The sequence below is a fragment of the uncultured Hymenobacter sp. genome, from assembly GCF_964243305.1.
Taxonomy (GTDB): Bacteria; Bacteroidota; Bacteroidia; order Cytophagales; family Hymenobacteraceae; genus Hymenobacter.
Genome location: NZ_CAXTEF010000002.1, coordinates 229503 through 246653 on the forward strand (window position 1 = coordinate 229503; position 17151 = coordinate 246653).

Consider the following 17151-nt stretch of genomic DNA (forward strand, 5'->3'; position numbering starts at 1 on the left):
TTCCCGTTTGTTTTGGCCCCTACCCCCCCTCTGCCGGCTGACATTCAAGCCGACGCTGAAACTCCGCTGCGCGACCCCTACGCCCTGGAAAAAGAGCTGCGCCGCACCCAGGCGCTGCTCGCCTTAGAGCAAAAAGAAGATTTAGAGCAGTTTAAGCTCAAGAACGCCAAGGCCAGCATTGCCGAGCGGCAGCACCGCGGCCTGACCTGGTACCCGGTCAAAATCCTGAAAGAAGACGTGGGCTTCGGCGGCAAAATCGTGCTCGAAATCGAGCGGCCCGCCGCCCAGGCCCAGCAGCTGCACCTGTTTCAGGTGGGCAAGAACGCGGCCCTGTTTGGCAACATCCCCAACCGCGGCGGCACTGACCGGCCCACGCTCTCAGGCGTGATTACGGCTGTGCGCCGCAACAAGCTGCTGCTCAGTACCAACAAGGAGGACCTGCCCGATTGGGTGCACGAGGGCGGCAAGCTCGGCATCGACCTCACGTTTGACGAGGTGAGCTACCGCGAGATGGACTTCGCGCTGGGCAAGGTGATGGGCGCCTACACCGGCCGCCTGGCCGAGCTGCGCGACACGCTGCTCGGCGCCCGCGAGGCCCGGTTTCGGGCCGAGAAAGCCGACGACTTGTTCTACCCCAGCCCGCTGAACGCCTCCCAGCTGGCCGCCGTGCGCCACGTGCTGGCGGCCCAGGATGTGGCCATCATCCACGGCCCGCCCGGCACGGGCAAAACGACCACGCTAGTGCAGGCCATCATCGAAACCATTCGGCGCGAACGGCGGGTGCTGGTCTGCGCGCCGAGCAACACGGCCGTGGATTTATTGACCGAGAAGCTGGCCGAGCGCGGCGTGAACGTGATTCGGATGGGCAACCCGTCGCGCGTGTCCGATTTGCTCCTGGAGCACACGCTCGACGCCCAGGTGATGGCCCACAAGAACTACAACGAGCTGCGCTCGATACGGCAGACCGCCGAGCAGTACCGCGAGCTGGCCGGCAAGCAGACCCGGCAGTTTGGCTGGGAAGAGCGCGAGCAGCGCCGCCAACTTAAGGAGCAGGCCCGGCAGCTGTTCACCGAAGCCGACCAGCTGGAGCGCTACATCACGGAGGATTTATTGGAGCAGGTGCAGGTGATTACGTGCACGCTGGTGGGCGCCAGCAACCGCGCCATTCGGCACCTGACCTACGAAACGGTGTTTATTGACGAAGCGGCGCAGGCCCTGGAGCCGGGCTGCTGGATTCCGATAACGAAGGCCAACCGCGTGGTGCTGGCCGGCGACCACTGCCAGCTGCCGCCCACGGTAAAAAGCGAGCAGGCCGCCCGCGAAGGCCTGCGCGAAACCTTGTTCGAGAAGTGCATCCGCCGCCAGCCGGCCACGGCCCGGATGCTGACAGTGCAGTACCGGATGCACGAGCAGATTATGCAGTTCAGCTCCGAGCAGTTCTACGACGGCGCGCTCACGGCCCACGAATCGGTGGCCCACGCCGATTTGGCGGCCTACGACCTGCGCTTTGCTCCAGATTTGCCCGTCGAGTTTCTCGATACGGCTGGCTTTGGCTTTCAGGAAGTTACTATTGCCGAAAGCCGCTCGACGGCCAACCCGGAAGAAGCGGATTTGCTGCTGCGCCGCCTGGCCCAATTGCTGGAGCCTTACGACCAGGCCGAGCACGAAACCGACCTGCTCACCATCGGCGTCATTGCGCCTTACCGCGCCCAAATCAATTATTTGAAGGACGCAGTAGAGGAAAACGACGAGTTGGCCGGCCTGCTCACGCACCGGATGCTGAGCGTGGGCACCGTCGATTCGTTTCAGGGCCAGGAACGCGACATTATTGCCATTTCCCTGACCCGCTCCAACGCCAACGGCGATATCGGCTTCCTCTCCGACATCCGCCGCATGAACGTGGGCATGACCCGCGCCCGCAAGAAGCTGCTGCTCGTCGGCGACAGCAGTACGCTGGGCTCGCATCCGTTCTACAAGGCGTTTCTGGACTATGTGGAGCGTATCGGTGGCTACCGCACGGCCTGGGAGCTGGCAACTTAGCCGCGGTCCGGGTTAGGCCCGGCAGGGGGGGTAGGGATTGAGATGGCAAAAGTGTCATATGATATTGGGGCTGCTCTGGTATCTGGTATGTTGAAAAGCCTGCTCCACAGCAGGCTTTTTGCTTTTAAAGCAAATCCGTCCTGCACTGCTTCGGCTTTTAGATTCCAAGGCATACGCCGCGCAGCTGCCCAATGCGGGTGGTACGCCAGGAGCGACAGTCTCATAATATATAAAAAATATAATATTTATACGTATCAACCTTTCTGCGACGTCTATTATTCAGCTTATGAAATTTATATTTTATTACAATTAACAAAATCTCCGAGCAACAAATCTAAAGCATTCGGATATAACTAGTTGTTCGAGTCAACGAGCTAGTTATGAATGTTGCAGCTGGCAGTTGTTGTCATATAAATTATCTGAATAATACCTTGTAGTTCAAACACTTATTTTGAAGGGAAACATTTTTAATTATACTTGTGTGACAATTGACCCACCCGTAAGTACTCAGTTCATTTTCAAATGAATTTTTCCTAGCTACTCTATTTTATTTTAACTCTTTTCTAATTTTTATCCAATTACCCCGTATGGAACAACTTTCCTCCTTCCGTCGCCAACTGCCGGCCCGCCCCGGCCCGGCGTGGTTTTCTAAGATGCTGCTGCTGGCACTCCTGCTAAGCCAGTTTTACCGGGCGCAGGCGCAGTTTCCGCGGGCCGAATCGTTTCAAAACGCGAAGGCCGGCGGCTTCACGCTGGGCGGCACGGCGACGCTGACGGCCGCTACCGGCCTGGATGCTCCTGGCACCGGCTACCTGCGCCTGACCACCGCGGGCCTCAACCAGTCGGGCTTTGCCATTGACTCCAGCTCGTTTCCGGCCCCCAACGGCTTCAGCATCTCCTTTGAATTCTTTGCCTACGGCGGCACCGGGGCCGATGGCTTTTCGGTGTTTCTGGTCGATGCCGACTCGACTTCGGCGAAAACATTCAAACCGGGCGCTTCGGGTGGCTCGTTGGGCTACGCCCAGAAGACTCCTACCCCCCCCACCAGCGATGGGGTGCCGTTCGGCTACATCGGCATTGGCATTGATGAGTTCGGCAACTACTCGAACCCCAATGAAGGCCGGGCTGGTGGCCCTGGCTTCAGGCCCGATGCCGTGTCCATCCGGGGAGCCGGCAACGGCCGCAGCAGCACCGACTACCCCTATCTGGCCGGCACGCCTACCCTGCCCTTCAGCCTGGACGTGCCTACGCGGCGGGCGCAGGTGGGCTCGGCTGACTACCGCCGGGCCTACATCGACGTGGTGCCGACCAACGGCACCTACCGCATTACGGTGCGCATTCAGCATGGCCTGGCCGTACAGACCGCCGTGCGCAGCTTTACCGTGCCCCGCCCGCCCGAAAACCTGCGCATCGGGTTTGCGGGCTCGACCGGCAACAGCACCAACTTTCACGAGATTCGCAAGCTGGCCATCCGGCAATTGCCATTTCTGGATGATGACGTAGCGAGTACGCCCTATAATCAGCCGGTTTCGATTAATGTACTCAACAACGACACCTTTGCCTACTCCACCTACCAGCCCGGTAGCGTAGACCTGGACGTTAGTCGGGACAGCATTCAGTCGTCGCTGACGCTGCCCGGCCAGGGCACGCTGGCCGTGACGCCGGAAGGCGTCGTCACGTTTACGCCCAGCGGCACGTTTGCGGGCGTTATCACGGTGCCTTACACGGCCAGCGATGTGCTGGGCCAGGATGGCTCGCCGGCTAATATTACCATCATCGTCCGGGGCGCCGACATCGTCAATAGCGTGAGCGGCCCGACCGCCGCGGGCCCCGGCAGTCAGGTGACCTACACCGTCACAACGTCAAACCTGGGCTCGCTGCCGGCCACCAACGTGGTGCCCACGCTGCAACTGCCGGCCGACCTGGCCGGCGTAGTAGTGAGCGGCAGCGGCACGTATGACTCCGCTACGGGCCTTGTCACGTTCGGGGCGGCCAGCCTCCTGGCTGCCGGCGGCACTCCGGCCATGAATACGGTGAGCTTTACGGCGCCGCTGAGCGGGTCGGTGACGGGCACTACCGCCAACACGGCCACCGAGCCTGACCCGGTGAGCACGAATAACATCAGCTCGATTACAACGACTATTACGGGGGTAGCGAACGTGGCTGGGGTGTGCGCTACGCCCGGCAAGGACGGCGTGGGCCGCCTGGACGCTACCTCGGCCCCGAACACCTACTTTGCGGGACAGGTCGTGACGAACAGCGGCGGGGTGTCGAATATCATGCTGGGGGCGGCCCTGACCGGCCCCGGCGCCAGCCCTACCCCCATCGCGGCCGGCGACCTGGTCCTGGTCATGCAGATGCAGGGGGCCCGCCTCAACCTGGATAACTCTGCCGCTTACGGCAGCGGTGGAACCCAAGGCAAGGGTAACCTGAGCGGCAGCGACGACCAGTTTACGGCCGGCCTCTACGAGTACGCCGTGGCGACCAGCGCCGTGGGTGCGGGCGGCGGCATCCTGCGGCTGGACCGGGCCCTGACCAATGCCTACGATAACCTTGACTATGACGCCGAGAGCAGCCCCAGCGGGCAGCGGCGTTTTCAGGTAGTGCGCGTGCCCCAGTACTCAGCCCTGACGGTGGCCGACTCGGTGGCCGGCGCGCCCTGGAATGGCCGCACCGGCGGCGTGCTGGCCCTCGACGTGGCCGGCCGGACCACCTTTAGCAGCACTGCGCGGCTGACCATGACGGGCCGCGGCTTCCGGGGCGGCGGCGGCAAGCTCTACAGTGGCCTGGGCAGCGACTCCAACTATCAGAGCACCGATTTCCGCCAGCTGAGCAGCGCTGGCACCAGCGGCTCCGGCGGGGCCAAAGGCGAAGGCACGGCCGGCACGCCCGCCTACGTGAATGACAATAACACGGCCCTGCTCAGCACCGGCCAGGAAGGCTACCGCAATGGCAGCAACGGCCGCGGCGCGCCCGGCAATGCCGGTGGCGGCGGCACCGACGAGTCGCCCAGCGACAACTCCCGCAACACCGGCGGCGGCGGCGGCGCCAACGGCGGCGAAGGCGGCGTGGGCGGCTACGGCTACAGCTACACGGGCAACATCAGCGACAACGCCCAGGGCATCGGTGGAGCCGCGTTTGGTGGCACTGTGGGCCGGCTGGCGCTAGGCGGCGGCGGCGGCGCCGGCTCGGCTGACAACGAGGGGCTGGCCAGCAGCGGCAGCAGTGGCGGCGGCATCATTATGCTGCGCACAGGCGCCGTGGCCGGCGCCGGCCGCATCGAGGCTAATGGCGCGACGGCACCCGACGCCGCCAATGACGGCGGTGGCGGCGGCGGCGCGGGCGGCACGGTGCTGCTGCTGGCGGCCGATGCCGGCACGCTCAGCGAGCTGACCGTAACGGCCCGGGGCGGCCGGGGCGGCCGGGCCAGTGTATCGGGCGCCGCCCACGGCCTCGGCGGCGGCGGCGGCGGCGGCATTGTGCTCACCAACGGGGAAGTGAATGCGGCCTCCTCAGCCGCCGGCGGGGCTAGTGGCACTACTACTTCGTCCGCCGATGCGTTCGGGGCCACGGCCGGCACGGCTGGCACCATCGAAACCAACGCGGCGGCCAGCGGGTCGGGCACTTCTGACTGCCTGCCGGCCCTCACCGTGGCCGTGACCACCAGCACGCCCACCGTCGGGCGCGCCGGCAGCGCCACCGGCCCGGTCAGCCCGGCCATGTACACGCTCACAATCTCGAACACGGGCGGCACGGCTACGGGCGTAAGCTTGCTGGCCAGTATGCGCAGCAACCTCTTTAAGTACGACGGCACCTACACGCCCACCATCGTGCTGACGCTGCCCGACGGCCGCACCTACTCGCCCGCCGGCTACACCCTGCCAGCCAGCGGCGTGAGCCAGGCCACCTTCGCTGGGTTTGTTGTGCCGGCCGGCGCCACGCTCAGCGCCACGTTCCGGGCCACTATCGAGGCGGCGGCGCAGAACAACGTGGCTTACCGGGCCTCGGCCACCGTCAGCTACGACAACCCGCTGCGCACCAGCGAAGCAAACAGCCTCATCCAGCCCGGCCAGAACTACGCCGGGGGCACCGACACGAGCCTGGGTACGGCCGGTGGCCGCAACTACGCCGGCGGCGCCGGAACCCCCGAAAACGTGACCATCGCGGCGCCCCTGCCGGTGTCACTGGTCCGCTTTACGGCCGTAGCCCAGCGCGCCGACGCCCAACTGCGCTGGACCACCGCCACCGAGCTGAACAACGACCGGTTCGTCATCGAGCGCAGCCTCGACGGCTCTTCGTTCGTGGCCGTGGGCAGCGTGCGCGGCCAGGGCACGAGCGCCAAAGCCACGAGCTACGAGTTTGTCGACGCCAGCGCGGCTCGTCTCACGGCCGCCGGCCAGCCCCTTTACTACCGCCTGCGCCAGGTCGACACCGAAGGACCCGGCACCTACTCGCCGGTACGCAGCGTGGCCTTCGGGACCAGGGGCGCCGTCACGGTATTTCCCAACCCGGCCGGCCGCGCCACCACCCTCGACTTGAGCGGCTTGCCCGCCGGCTCCTACCAGGTGCAGGTGCTCGACCTGACGGGCCGGGCCGTGGCCAGCTACACCCTGGCCGGCGCTACCCGCCACGGCCTCGACCTGCAGGCCCTGGCCGCGGGCACCTACGTGGTGCGCGTGCAAAGCCGCACCCTGAGCCAGTCGCTGCTGCTGACTCGGGAATAAGCCTTCTCGTTTTAAACGCCAAAAAGCCCCTGAGAATATCCTCAGGGGCTTTTTTTGTTAGGAAAGAAGAAACTTCCCGAGGGCCTACCCCCCTACTTTACGTCAAGCACTGAGAGCGTGCGCGGGGCGTCGGACTTCTGGTTGACAAAGTTTTTCTTCGGCTTATCGAAGTTCGAGATGTAGAGTTTCGAGCCTTTCAGCAGCACTTCGGCGGGCTGGTCGAGCAGGCCGCGGCGGCCATCAGTGTCGGGGTTTTTAGCCAGCGTCGTCACCGTGTTATCCTTTAAGTCAACCACTTCAATGGCGTTTTCACGCGAGTTGCAGAGATAAAGCTTATCGGTGGCGCGGTCGATGATGAGGCCATCGACGCAGCGGATGGGCCGGCCTTTCAGCGCCACGACTTCCTGCCGGGCCAGGGTGCCGTCGGGGTTCAGGGTCATTTTGTAGAGCGTGCCGTCGCCGAACGAGCCGGTGTAGAGGTTGCCCTGGCGGTCGTAGTCGAGGCCGTCGGCGCCGTTGTCTACTTCGGTTTCATTGACCTTCGTGGTGAACATCGCCAGCACGTGCGGGTCGCGGGTCTTGGGCTTCAGATGCACCGGGCCTTTGTTCAGCTCAGCCAGCGAAAACCCCAGCACGGCGCTGCCTTTGTCATTGCCGGGCATGTCCCACTGGCTGTCCGTGACGTAGATTTTATCGCCCTTCCACACCACGGCATTGGCCAGCGCGAAGCCATCGACCACGGTTTCAACCGCGCCGGGCCGGCCATTCTGCACCCGCACCCGCATGAGCCGGGATTTAAAATTCTTGTCGTTCTCGTACTGGTTTTCAGCGTAATACAAGTTACCATCGGGCCCGAAAGCCAGGTCCATCGGGGTGGCCTTTTTAGTGCTGGGCTCGACGGGCAGCTTCAGCAGGTAAGGCTTCACGGCGTCGTCGGTTACCTCCAGCAGCACGGCCGGGCTCGTGTTGTCGGCCAGGTTGGGCACCGAGAGAATCAGGCTGCCGTTGGGCGCCAGGGCCAGGCCGTCGGGTGTGTTGTACTGGGCGGCCAGCTCGTGCCACAGACGCGGGCTGCCCACGCGGGTCACGGTGTCGCCGGGCGCTTTGGGCGGAATGGTAGAAGCCGTTTTGGCCGAGTCGGTGGCCGCCGGGGCCTGGGCTTCGGTTTGGGTAGCGCGGTCCTGGCAGCCGGCCAGCAGCACACTCGCGCCGAGCAGCGCGGCGGGAAAAGCGGAGTTCATAAGAGAAGAGGGGGGTAGGAAGCAGGACCGCCACCAGACGGCCCCAGGTGGTTGGATGGCAGCTGCTGGCTATACCGCCCGCTTCCGCGCCGGGTTGCGGCCGGGCGGCCGTTGCTTCGGCGGCCGGCTGCTTAGTTTTGCAACCACTGGCCCGGCCGGCCGTTTCTCTGCTCATTTATTCCCTACCCCCCTTCTGCCCCAGCCATGACCATTTCCAATCAAAAAGTTGTCAGCATCACCTACGACCTGCACGTGACCGACGAAAACCAGCAGAAAGTGCTCGTCGAGTCGGCCGAAGCCGAGGAGCCGATGGTGTTTCTGTTCGGCCACAGCGGTTTGCCCGAAGAGTTTGAAAGCCAGCTGCAAGGCAAAAATGCCGGCGACTCGTTCAACTTCTCGCTCACCCCGGAGCAGGCCTACGGCGACTACGACGAGCAGGCGCTGGTCGAAATTCCCAAGCAGGTGTTTGAGATTGATGGCAAGCTCGATGAGCAGATGCTGGAGCCCGGCAACTTCCTGCCTATGGCCGACAACGAGGGCAACCAGATGCAGGCCAAAGTGGTCGAAATCCGCGACGAGGCCGTGCTCATGGACTTCAACCACCCGCTCGCCGGCATGGTGATGCACTTCGACGGCCAGGTGCAGCAGGTGCGCGACGCCACGCCCGACGAGCTGGCCCACGGCCACGCCCACGGCGCCGGCGGCCACCAGCACTAGGCAATGAATAATTGGCAATGAGGAATAAAGAAGCGGCGGTGAGCCCCAGCGGAGCGGCCCAGCGATAGAATCCCTACCCCCCTCTGCGATAACAAAGCCCCCGCTGGGCGACCCAAGCTGTTGGCGCTAAATGCGCGGGCAGCCTGGGTCGCCCAGCGGGGGCTTTGCCGTTTTCCTACCCCCTTCTTTCTACCAAAGGACCGCCCCGCCGGAACTCACCGTCACTCATTCATTGCTCATTGTCAATTGTTAACTGCTCATTGACATAGGCTTGCAGCTGCGGGAAAAACGCCCGGAAATCGGCTTCATAGGCCGCGTAGTTCCGGCGCAGCTCCTGGGTGGCGGTTTCCATGCCCGAGCCGGGCGAAGCGCGGCGGCTCAGCCCGCTCAGGGCGCGGCCGATGCCTTCGATTTCGACGTAGCCCAGCAGCCAGTTGTGCTGAACCATATAAGGCAGAAAGTGCTGCACGCGGGCCGGAAACTCGGCCTGGCGGCGCAGCAGCAGTGCGTAGAGGCGCTGCGCAAAATCGGCCAGCGGCTCGGCAGAAAAGCTAGCGAAACGGCGGGCCAGAAAATGGTCGAAGAACATGTCGGCAATCACGCCCGCATACTTGCCGTAGCCGGCCTGGCGCAGGCGGGCCGTGGTTTGGCGCACCACCGGGTGGGCATCGGTGAAGGTGTCGATGGCGCGGTGCCGGCGGATGCCTTCGCGCACGGCGGGGGGGTAGGCGGCCAGCCGCTGCCGGCCCGCCACGGCATCGGCAATAAAGTTGCCCACCACGAGGTCGGCGTAGGCGGGAGCGGCCGGGTCGGGGCCGGCCAGGTACAGATGAGCCAGAAAATTCATTGCCAGGACAACCGGACGACGGGCCCGAAGTATGGCGGGCCGGAAACAAGTAGCCGGGCCGGGCCGTAAGATTAGCTCATTCTGTCTTTTAAATTTCCTAAAACACCTCCTATCATGGCCGATAAAGTTGCCGTAAGCCACGACGTTTCCCAGCTCGTGGACAGAATTAAAGATATTAAGATTGCCATGATGACGACCATCGAGAATGGCAATGAGTTGCACTCGCGCCCCATGTACACCAACACGCCCGAGGACGACGGCACGCTCTGGTTTTTCACCGAGCAGGACTCGTCCAAGGTGCAGGAGGTGCAGCAGGACCGCCACATCAATCTGGGCTACTCTGACCCCGGCAAGGATACCTACGTGGCCATTTCGGGCACGGCCAAAATCGTGACCGACCGCGCCAAAATCAAGGAGCTGTGGAGCGAGGGCCTGCGCGGCTGGTTTCCTAATGGTTCCGACGACGCCAACATTGCCCTGCTCAAGGTCACGATTAACCGGGGTGAGTTCTGGGATACGCCCAGCTCGACGCTGCTGCGGGCCTACGCCTACGCCAAGGCCGTAGTGACCGGGGAGCGCGACCAGCCCAGCCCCGACCGGCAGTCGGTGGTCATTCCGAAGTAAGGTTTCTATTGAGATAGGAAAAGGCTGGAAGCAATTCCGGCCTTTTTTCGTTTTGAACTGTTCTGGGGCTGTCGTTCTGGCGGCTTTGGCCCGCCGAGGGCGCAGAAGGCTGCGCAGATGACGCAGAAGCTAACGGCTCATTTTCTTGACTACGACGCTCACTATTTTCACCTTGAAGCCTGGCCAGCGGCGCTGGGGGCTGGCCCAGATGGGCACTTCGCCGCCCCGGCTACGACGGGTAGCGGGGCTGCGCTTCTTTAAGCTGCTGGGCAGCGGCGCCACCAACGGTTTTGGCCTGCAACCCAACTGGGACCGCTACGGCCTGCTGGCCACCTGGGATTCGGCCGAAGCCGCCGCCGCCTTCGAGGCCGGCGCGCTCTGGCAAGACTATCAGCGCCGCAGCCAGGAGCAGTGGCGGCTGGAGCTGGCCCCCATCAAGGCCCACGGCCTCTGGGATGGCCAGAACCCGTTTGCGGCGCAACTGGCGGCCGAAATCCCTACCCCCCCTTCGGCCGCCGAAGGCCCGGTGGCCGTGCTCACCCGCGCCTCGATTCACTGGCTGAAGGCGCCGCGCTTCTGGAGCTTCGCCGGGCCCGGGGCCGCGCCGCTGCAGGCGCTGGCCGCGGCGCCGGGCGTGCGCATGGCCATCGGGCTGGGCGAGCTGCCGGTGGTGCGGCAGGCCACCTTCTCGGTCTGGGAATCCGAGCGGGCCGTGCAGGACTACGCCTACCGCGACCACCGCCACCGCGACGTGATTCAGCTCACGCGCCGCGAAAACTGGTATTCTGAGGAGCTATTCGCCCGCTTCCGCATCCTGCGCCACACCGGCACCATTGATGGCCAGGACCCGATTACTGTAGCGCGGACTTTGTAGTCCGCGAGTGCCCAGCATTGCTCGTCGGCGCGGTCGCGGACTACAAAGTCCGCGCTACTTTTCAGTCCCGCCAGACCGCTTCCGGCACTGGCTCTTTATCAGCTTGCAGCTGCTCGAAAAACCAGCCGGCCACGGCCGGCAGCTGCGCCCGCCGGGCGCGCAGCACCGGCGTCAGGTCGGCGCTCATTTGGGCGCGCACCTCGGGCGGGCCGGCCTGCAGGGCTTGGGCGAGAGCCTCGTCGGTGAGGCGCCGCCGCAGGGAGTCGGCTTCGGCCTGAAAATCGGCGCGGGCGAGGCCGCGCAGCAGCAGCAGGTCGAGGGCGCGGGCACTGCGGCGCAGGCCGGCCACGCGGCGGGGCGTGAGGGCGGGCGTGAGGCTCTGGTACTTGGCTACGCAAAGCGAAATCAGCCCCGGATACAGCCCATCACCAAGCTGAAAAAACGCCTGGTCCCGGTCGCGCGGAATGGGCCGGTACTCGGGGCGGGTGTTGCCCTGGGCAGTGGGAAAGACCGCCCAGCGCCACTGGTCGGGGCGGCGGCTCCAGTCGCCGAGCCACAGGTCCAGCAGCCGGGCCCGCAAAAAGGCGCGGGCCGTGGCCGGGCTGGGCGCCGGCTGCTGGCCCAGCCGCGCCCGCAGGTGGCTGGAGCTGATGACGCGCGGCGCGAAGCCCAGGCTGGGGGCGTGGCGCTGGTCGCCGTCGGGCCGCTCTTCCAGCAAGTACAGGGCATTGGCGTAGCGCGCCCGGAACTGGCCCAGCCCGGCCTCATCGCCCACGAACACGAGCTGCGGATTGGTGTGCAGCACGCCGGCGGCTTCGGCCAGCCGGGCGGCGGGGTAGGCCGCGTAGGGGTGGCCGGCGCTGGTCTGGTCGCGCATGAGGCCGCCCAGCAGCCGGCGCGGCCAGCCGGCGGGCAGGGCCGCGCGGGCGTCTTTATCTACCGAGCGCAGCACGAACTCGCGGCCATCGTCGGCGCGCAGGCGCAGCGTGCGGCTCTGGTAGCTGCCGCCGGCCTGCACCGGGCGCAGCCCACCGGGCGTGCCCGGCCCCAGCCGCAGCACCCGCGCCGTGACGGGCGTGGCCCACAGGCGCCGGTGGTGGCGCCCCCACAGCAGCTGCCAGCCCCAGCCGGCCGCGTACTGCGGCCCGGCCGCCACTTGCACCGTGGCCGAGTCGGGCACCCAGCGCGGGCCAGCGCTGGTACGGGCCAGTGGGGGGGGTAGGGAAGCGCCCGGCCCTACCCCGGTCGCGGCGGCCGAGAGCAGCAGGCCTAGCGCCAACGCCAGCAGCGCCAGCAGCAGCCCGGCGGCCAGCCCGCGCCCGAGTCGAATCAGCAGGCTCGTCAGCAGGCTCGGCCGCATAGGCGCGCAAGGGGAAGTTGAGTTAGCAAGCGAGCCTGGTATAGCGCAAAGCGGCCGGCCGGGTTGCCGCGCGGCAGCAGAAGATGGCGCCGGCCGCTTACTTTCGGCCGGGGTTTGCGTTGAAGACCGCAGAAGCTTTTTCGCGGCTGGTTTGCAACTTGTTATTTCCTTATTCAAACCGGACTACCTGGCCCGTCGCCGACGGGCGCTCCGGCCGCTATTCTGGCTGAGCGGCGCGCTGCTCGGGCTGCTGGCCGGCGCCTGCGCCCGCGAGCCTTACGGCCCGCCCAACGCCCGCCCGCCCGAGCCGGCCGGCCGGCCCCTACCCCCCTCCCCCGACTCGGTGCGCGGCATGAGCGCCGGCCGCCACTACAACCGCTGCGGCCGGCTCTACCGGGCGGTTTTCGGCGCGCACTACCGCTCCGTGTGGGCCGCGCCCGTCACGGCGCCCGTGCTCGACCTGGCCCACGCCGCGCCCGGCGGCGGGCCGCTGCAATTTGACAAGGCCGGCGGCGGCTTTCAAAGCATCAGCCTGAGCCTGCGCGCGCCCGATGGCCGCGAGTTTGCCCTGCGCGCCCTCGACAAAGACCCGCGCAAAACCCTGCCGGGGGTTTTGCGAAAAACGTTTTTGCTTAATGCCGTGCGCGATGCCACTTCGGCCATCAATCCCTACGCGGCCCTGGTGGTGCCGCCGCTGGCCGAAGCGGCGGGCGTAATCCCTACCCACCCCCGGCTGGTGTACGTGCAACCCGATGAGGCAGGCCTGGGCAAACTCTCGGGCCGGCTGCGGGGGCAGTTGGCACTACTGGAAGAAAAATACAGCGGCCCGGCCAATCAGCCGGCCGCGCTGGCCGGGGCCCGCGAGCTGCTCGATAGCGAGCCGATGCTGGCCCGCGTCTACGCCGACCCGCGCCAGCGCCTCGACCAGGCGGCGCTGCTGCGCGCGCGCCTGCTCGACGTGTGGCTCGGCGACTGGGACCGCCACAGCGGGCAGTGGCAGTGGGCGGCCTTCCGGGGAAAGGATGGCCGCACCCGCTTCCAGGCCCTGCCCAAAGACCGCGACCAGGTTTTCTTTCGCTTTGATGATGGGGCCCTGCCCTGGCTGGTGAGCCGGCTGGTGCCCAAGTTTCAAACCTTCCGGGCGCGCTACGGCAGCGTGCCGGGCCTGGTCCGGCAGGCCCGGTTTATCGATGAGCGCGGGCTGGTGGGGGCCAGCCGGGCCGACTTTCAGCGGGCGGCCAGCCTGCTGCAAGCCCGGCTGCCCGACTCGCTGCTGGCGCGGGCCCTGCACCGGCTGCCGCCCGCCGTGTACGGGCTGGTCGGGCCGGGCACGGCGGCGGCCCTGCGGGCGCGACGGGCGGCGCTGCCGGCCGCCGCCGAGCAGTTTTACCGGCGCCTGGCCCGCCGCCCGGTGGTGGGCGGCACGGCGCAGGCTGAGCGGTTTGTGGTGCGCCGCACGGCCGATTCGGTGACGGTGAGCGTATTTTCGGCTGGTCTGGGGGCCGATTCGCTGCTATTTCGGCGCACCTTCCTGCCCGGTGAGACCCGCCAGCTTACCTTGGAAGGACTGGCGGGCGATGACGTATTCGACATCGAGACGGCTGCCGCTGCCCGCCCGGCCAGCCGCGTGCGCCTGCGGCTGGTGGGCGGGGCGGGCACCGACCGGGTGCGCGGCGCCGGCCCGGCGCGGCGCCTTGTTTTCTATGACGACCAGCCGGCCACCGGGCCTAGCGAGCGGGTGGCGCCGCGCCCGCTGCCGCGCCGGTACCCGCGCTACGACCGGCTGAGCGATAATTGAGACGATTGACTAGCGCCGCCCGGCGCCGGCACCCTGGCGGCAGCCTCAGCCGTAGCAGCGCAGTTTGCGTAACACGCTCACCCCTGGCTTTTCTCATCCGTTGACGCTGTTTTTCGCCTCTCTACGCCCCCACGTGCCAGCCTCGTCCCGAAGGCAGTTGGGCGCGCTGCTGGGCCTAATGGGGCTGGCCGCCGGTTGCGCCCGCCAGCCGTTTTTTCAGCCCGATGCCCGCCCGCCCGCCGCCCGGCCCCTACCCCCCGGCGCCGACTCGGCGCGGGAGCTGACGGCCGGCCGGCATTACGCCCGCCACGGACGGCTCTACGAGGCGCTGGTGGGCCGCCATCACCGGCCCAGCTGGGCAGCGCCGGTGACGGCGCCGGTATTAAACTTAGCTACCGCGGTGCCCGGCGGCCTGACGCCGGGCACACTCGGCGGCGGCTTCAACAGCATCAGCCTGAGCTTTCGGGCCGCTGATGGCCGCCAGTACGTGCTGCGCACCGTCGACAAAGACCCCATTCAGGTGATTCCGGGCTGGCTGCGGGGCTCGTTTCTGACCAATGCCCTGCGCGACAATATTTCGGCCACCAATCCCTACGCCGCGCTGGCCGTGCCGCCGCTGGCCGCCGCCGTGGGCGTGCCCGGCCCCCGGCCCCGGCTGTTCTACGTGCGGCCCGACGACCCCGTTTTTGCCCCCGATTCGCTGCGCCGCTTCCGGGGGCAGCTGGGTTTGCTGGAAGAGAAATTTGGGCGGCCGGCCCCGCAGGGGGCGGGCCAGCCTACCCCCCCGCTGGCCGTGCTGGCTAGTGGGGTGACGTTTGACCTCACCTTCGAGAGTCCGGCCCACCGCCTCGACCAGGCGGCGCTGCTGCGCGCGCGCCTGCTCGACGCCTGGCTTGGCGACTGGGACCGCCACACCGGGCAGTGGAGCTGGGCCGCGCGGCCGGAGAGCGCGGGCGTTACCAGCTACCAGCCCGTGCCCAAAGACCGCGACATGGTGTTCTACCGCCTCGACGATGGGCTGGTGGGCTGGCTGGTGGGCCACGTGCTGAGGCGGCCCTGGGCCACGTTTGCCCCGCGCTTCGGCCGCCCGCGCTGGCTGACGCACAACGCCCGCTACCTGGACGCGCGTGGCCTCAACCAGCTGAGCCAGCAGCAGTTTCAGGGGGCGGCCCGGCTCATGCAGCAGCAGTTGCCCGACTCGCTGCTGGTGCGGGCGCTGCGCCGGCTGCCGCCCGCCGTGCAGGCCCTGGAGGGCCCGCGGCTGCTGGCCGCGCTGCAAGCCCGGCGCGCGGCTCTGCCGGCTTTCGCCGCCGAGTTTTACCGCCACCTGGCCCGGCGGCCGGTGGTGGGCGGCACGGCGCAGGCCGAGCGGTTTGAGGTCGTGCGCTACGCTGACTCTACCGTCGTGACCGTGCATTCCCTACCCCCCTCCGGCGCCGCAAGGCCACCAGCGCTGCTGTTTCGGCGCAGCTTTTCTCCAACCCAAACGCGGCTTATTCAGCTGGAGGGGCTGGGCGGCAATGATGTATTTATCCTGAAAAATGCGGCGGGCGCCGCAGCCAGCAGGCCCCGGCTACGCGTTTACGGTGGGCCGGGCGACGACCAGCTGCCGGGCCCGATGCCGGTCCGGGGCGTGCGAGCCTACCAGGGCAGCGCCCCGGCCGAGCGGGCATATGACTACGTAAGCGAAGACTAACCGGGGAGGAGGGCGAGGGTTCCCTACCCCCCTCGCCCGTACCAAGCCACCCGCGCCTGGCGCCTTATTTGGTCACGCTGAGCATGTCGAGCACGAGGTGCTCAGTGGGCGAGAGCAGGTCATTTTCGGCCGGGTCGACGTCGTGGCGGCGCAGGTACTCGACCAGCTGGCCCGACTTGAACAGTTCGACCACCTGCGGGTGAATGTAGTACTTCGAGCACACGGTGGGCGTGTTGCCCAGGCCGCAGGCCACTTCCTTCACTGCTTTTCTCAGGGCCTGGTCCTGGGGCAAATCCGGTTCGGCGTGCAACACGGCTTCCAGGCAGCGCACCATCTTGACCGTGCCGCCCCAGGTGCGGAAGTCCTTGGCTGAGAGCGCCATTCCGGTCTTCTCCTGCAAGTAGTGGTTCACGTCGCCCGACTCCAGCGCGTGGCGCTGCCCATCGGCCGTGTAGTACTGAAACAGGTGCTGACCGGGAATCTCCTTGCACTTCTGCACCAGCCGGGCCAAGCGGCGGTCGTGCAGGGTCACGTCGTGGGCCACGCCCTTCTTGCCCACGAAGGTGAACTGCACGTCCTGCCCGTGCACGGCCACGTGCTTGTCGCGCAGCGTGGTCAGGCCGTAGCTTTTGTTTTTCTTGGCGTACTCTTTATTGCCGACCCGAATAAACGACTGGTCCATGAGCGTGAGCACCAGGGCCACGACTTTTTCACGGTCCAGCTCCTTGCGGCCCAGGTCTTTGTTAAGCTGCTGGCGCAGCTCGGCCAGCTTTTCGCCGAAAGCGCGCAGGCGCGAGAACTTGGTCAGGCTGCGCAGCTCGTCCCAGGCCGGGTGGTAGCGGTACTGCTTGCGGCCGAGGCTGTCGCGGCCCGTGACCTGCAAGTGGGCGGTGGGCAGGGGCGAAATCCAGACCTCCGTCCAGGCCGGCGGAATCACAAAGGAGTGAATGCGGGCCAGGGCCGCCTCATCCTCAACAGCTTGCCCTCGCGCGTCGAGGTAAGTTACGTTGCCCTCCGCATCGGTTTGGCGGGTAAGGCCGGGACCGGCATCGGTGGCGTAGCGCAGGCCGGCGAGCTTGGCCGTGCGGGCCGGGTCCTTGTAGAGGGCGTGGGCTTCTTCGGCGAGCGGGGCGAGGTTTTTTTTGCGGGTTTTAGGGCGCGGGGCGGCTTCGGTGGGCATAGGGGGGTAGGGAATGAGCAGTGCTTACGCAACCGGCGCGGTAGCGGCAA

The 17151-nt window shown here is 66.5% G+C and carries 11 protein-coding genes; 7 read left to right on the forward strand and 4 right to left on the reverse strand.

The features are described from left to right. Positions 1 to 12: 12 nt before the first annotated feature. Both ACFE70_RS02515 and ACFE70_RS02520 read left to right on the forward strand, forming a co-directional pair. Complete coding sequence (locus tag ACFE70_RS02515) at positions 13 to 2040, forward strand: AAA domain-containing protein (RefSeq protein WP_375416127.1); 2028 nt, start codon at positions 13 to 15, stop codon at positions 2038 to 2040. A gap of 587 nt (positions 2041 to 2627) precedes the next feature. Further along, positions 2628 to 6764, forward strand: a complete 4137-nt coding sequence (locus ACFE70_RS02520) for a T9SS type A sorting domain-containing protein (protein ID WP_375416128.1) — start codon at positions 2628 to 2630, stop codon at positions 6762 to 6764. Between the two features lie 92 nt (positions 6765 to 6856). Here the strand turns inward: ACFE70_RS02520 and ACFE70_RS02525 are convergent, their stop codons facing one another. Next, the gene (locus ACFE70_RS02525; RefSeq protein WP_375416129.1) at positions 6857 to 8005 is read right to left on the reverse strand and encodes a hypothetical protein; all 1149 of its coding nucleotides are present in this window, start codon (positions 8003 to 8005) and stop codon (positions 6857 to 6859) included. Positions 8006 to 8209: 204 nt separating this feature from the next. Here ACFE70_RS02525 and ACFE70_RS02530 point away from each other — a divergent pair, with 204 nt between their 5' ends. Further along, on the forward strand, positions 8210 to 8722 hold the full coding sequence (locus tag ACFE70_RS02530; RefSeq protein ID WP_375416130.1) for a peptidylprolyl isomerase: 513 nt from the start codon (positions 8210 to 8212) through the stop codon (positions 8720 to 8722). Between the two features lie 229 nt (positions 8723 to 8951). Here the strand turns inward: ACFE70_RS02530 and ACFE70_RS02535 are convergent, their stop codons facing one another. Further along, positions 8952 to 9569 carry an ACP phosphodiesterase gene (locus ACFE70_RS02535; RefSeq protein ID WP_375416131.1) on the reverse strand — a complete coding sequence of 206 codons (618 nt, stop codon included), beginning with the start codon at positions 9567 to 9569 and terminating at the stop codon, positions 8952 to 8954. Positions 9570 to 9683: 114 nt separating this feature from the next. Here ACFE70_RS02535 and ACFE70_RS02540 point away from each other — a divergent pair, with 114 nt between their 5' ends. Both ACFE70_RS02540 and ACFE70_RS02545 read left to right on the forward strand, forming a co-directional pair. After that, entirely contained in the window at positions 9684 to 10193 is a 510-nt protein-coding gene (locus tag ACFE70_RS02540) for a pyridoxamine 5'-phosphate oxidase family protein (protein ID WP_375416132.1), read from the forward strand. A gap of 145 nt (positions 10194 to 10338) precedes the next feature. Further along, positions 10339 to 11067 (forward strand): spheroidene monooxygenase, encoded by a 729-nt coding sequence (locus ACFE70_RS02545; RefSeq protein ID WP_375416133.1) that lies wholly within the window; start codon positions 10339 to 10341, stop codon positions 11065 to 11067. 61 nt (positions 11068 to 11128) lie between these two features. Here the strand turns inward: ACFE70_RS02545 and ACFE70_RS02550 are convergent, their stop codons facing one another. After that, a complete protein-coding gene (locus tag ACFE70_RS02550; RefSeq protein ID WP_375416134.1) occupies positions 11129 to 12427 on the reverse strand; it encodes a hypothetical protein in 1299 nt (432 codons plus the stop codon). 151 nt (positions 12428 to 12578) lie between these two features. Between ACFE70_RS02550 and ACFE70_RS02555 the strand changes: the two genes are divergently transcribed. After that, the gene (locus tag ACFE70_RS02555) at positions 12579 to 14225 is read left to right on the forward strand and encodes a hypothetical protein (protein WP_375416135.1); all 1647 of its coding nucleotides are present in this window, start codon (positions 12579 to 12581) and stop codon (positions 14223 to 14225) included. A gap of 100 nt (positions 14226 to 14325) precedes the next feature. Then, complete coding sequence (locus ACFE70_RS02560; RefSeq protein WP_375416136.1) at positions 14326 to 15921, forward strand: hypothetical protein; 1596 nt, start codon at positions 14326 to 14328, stop codon at positions 15919 to 15921. 64 nt (positions 15922 to 15985) lie between these two features. Here ACFE70_RS02560 and ACFE70_RS02565 read toward each other — a convergent pair whose 3' ends face one another. Then, positions 15986 to 17101 carry a DNA topoisomerase IB gene (locus tag ACFE70_RS02565; protein WP_375416137.1) on the reverse strand — a complete coding sequence of 372 codons (1116 nt, stop codon included), beginning with the start codon at positions 17099 to 17101 and terminating at the stop codon, positions 15986 to 15988. Positions 17102 to 17151 lie beyond the last annotated feature (50 nt).

Bases quoted from the DNA above. Each gene is read 5' to 3' on its own strand.
- ACFE70_RS02525 (WP_375416129.1), bottom strand. From the start codon at position 8,005: ATGAACTCCGCTTTTCCCGCCGCGCTGCTCGGCGCGAGTGTGCTGCTG.
- ACFE70_RS02535 (WP_375416131.1), bottom strand. From the start codon at position 9,569: ATGAATTTTCTGGCTCATCTGTACCTGGCCGGCCCCGACCCGGCCGCT.
- ACFE70_RS02520 (WP_375416128.1), top strand. From the start codon at position 2,628: ATGGAACAACTTTCCTCCTTCCGTCGCCAACTGCCGGCCCGCCCCGGC.
- ACFE70_RS02540 (WP_375416132.1), top strand. From the start codon at position 9,684: ATGGCCGATAAAGTTGCCGTAAGCCACGACGTTTCCCAGCTCGTGGAC.
- ACFE70_RS02550 (WP_375416134.1), bottom strand. From the start codon at position 12,427: ATGCGGCCGAGCCTGCTGACGAGCCTGCTGATTCGACTCGGGCGCGGG.
- ACFE70_RS02565 (WP_375416137.1), bottom strand. From the start codon at position 17,101: ATGCCCACCGAAGCCGCCCCGCGCCCTAAAACCCGCAAAAAAAACCTC.
- ACFE70_RS02530 (WP_375416130.1), top strand. From the start codon at position 8,210: ATGACCATTTCCAATCAAAAAGTTGTCAGCATCACCTACGACCTGCAC.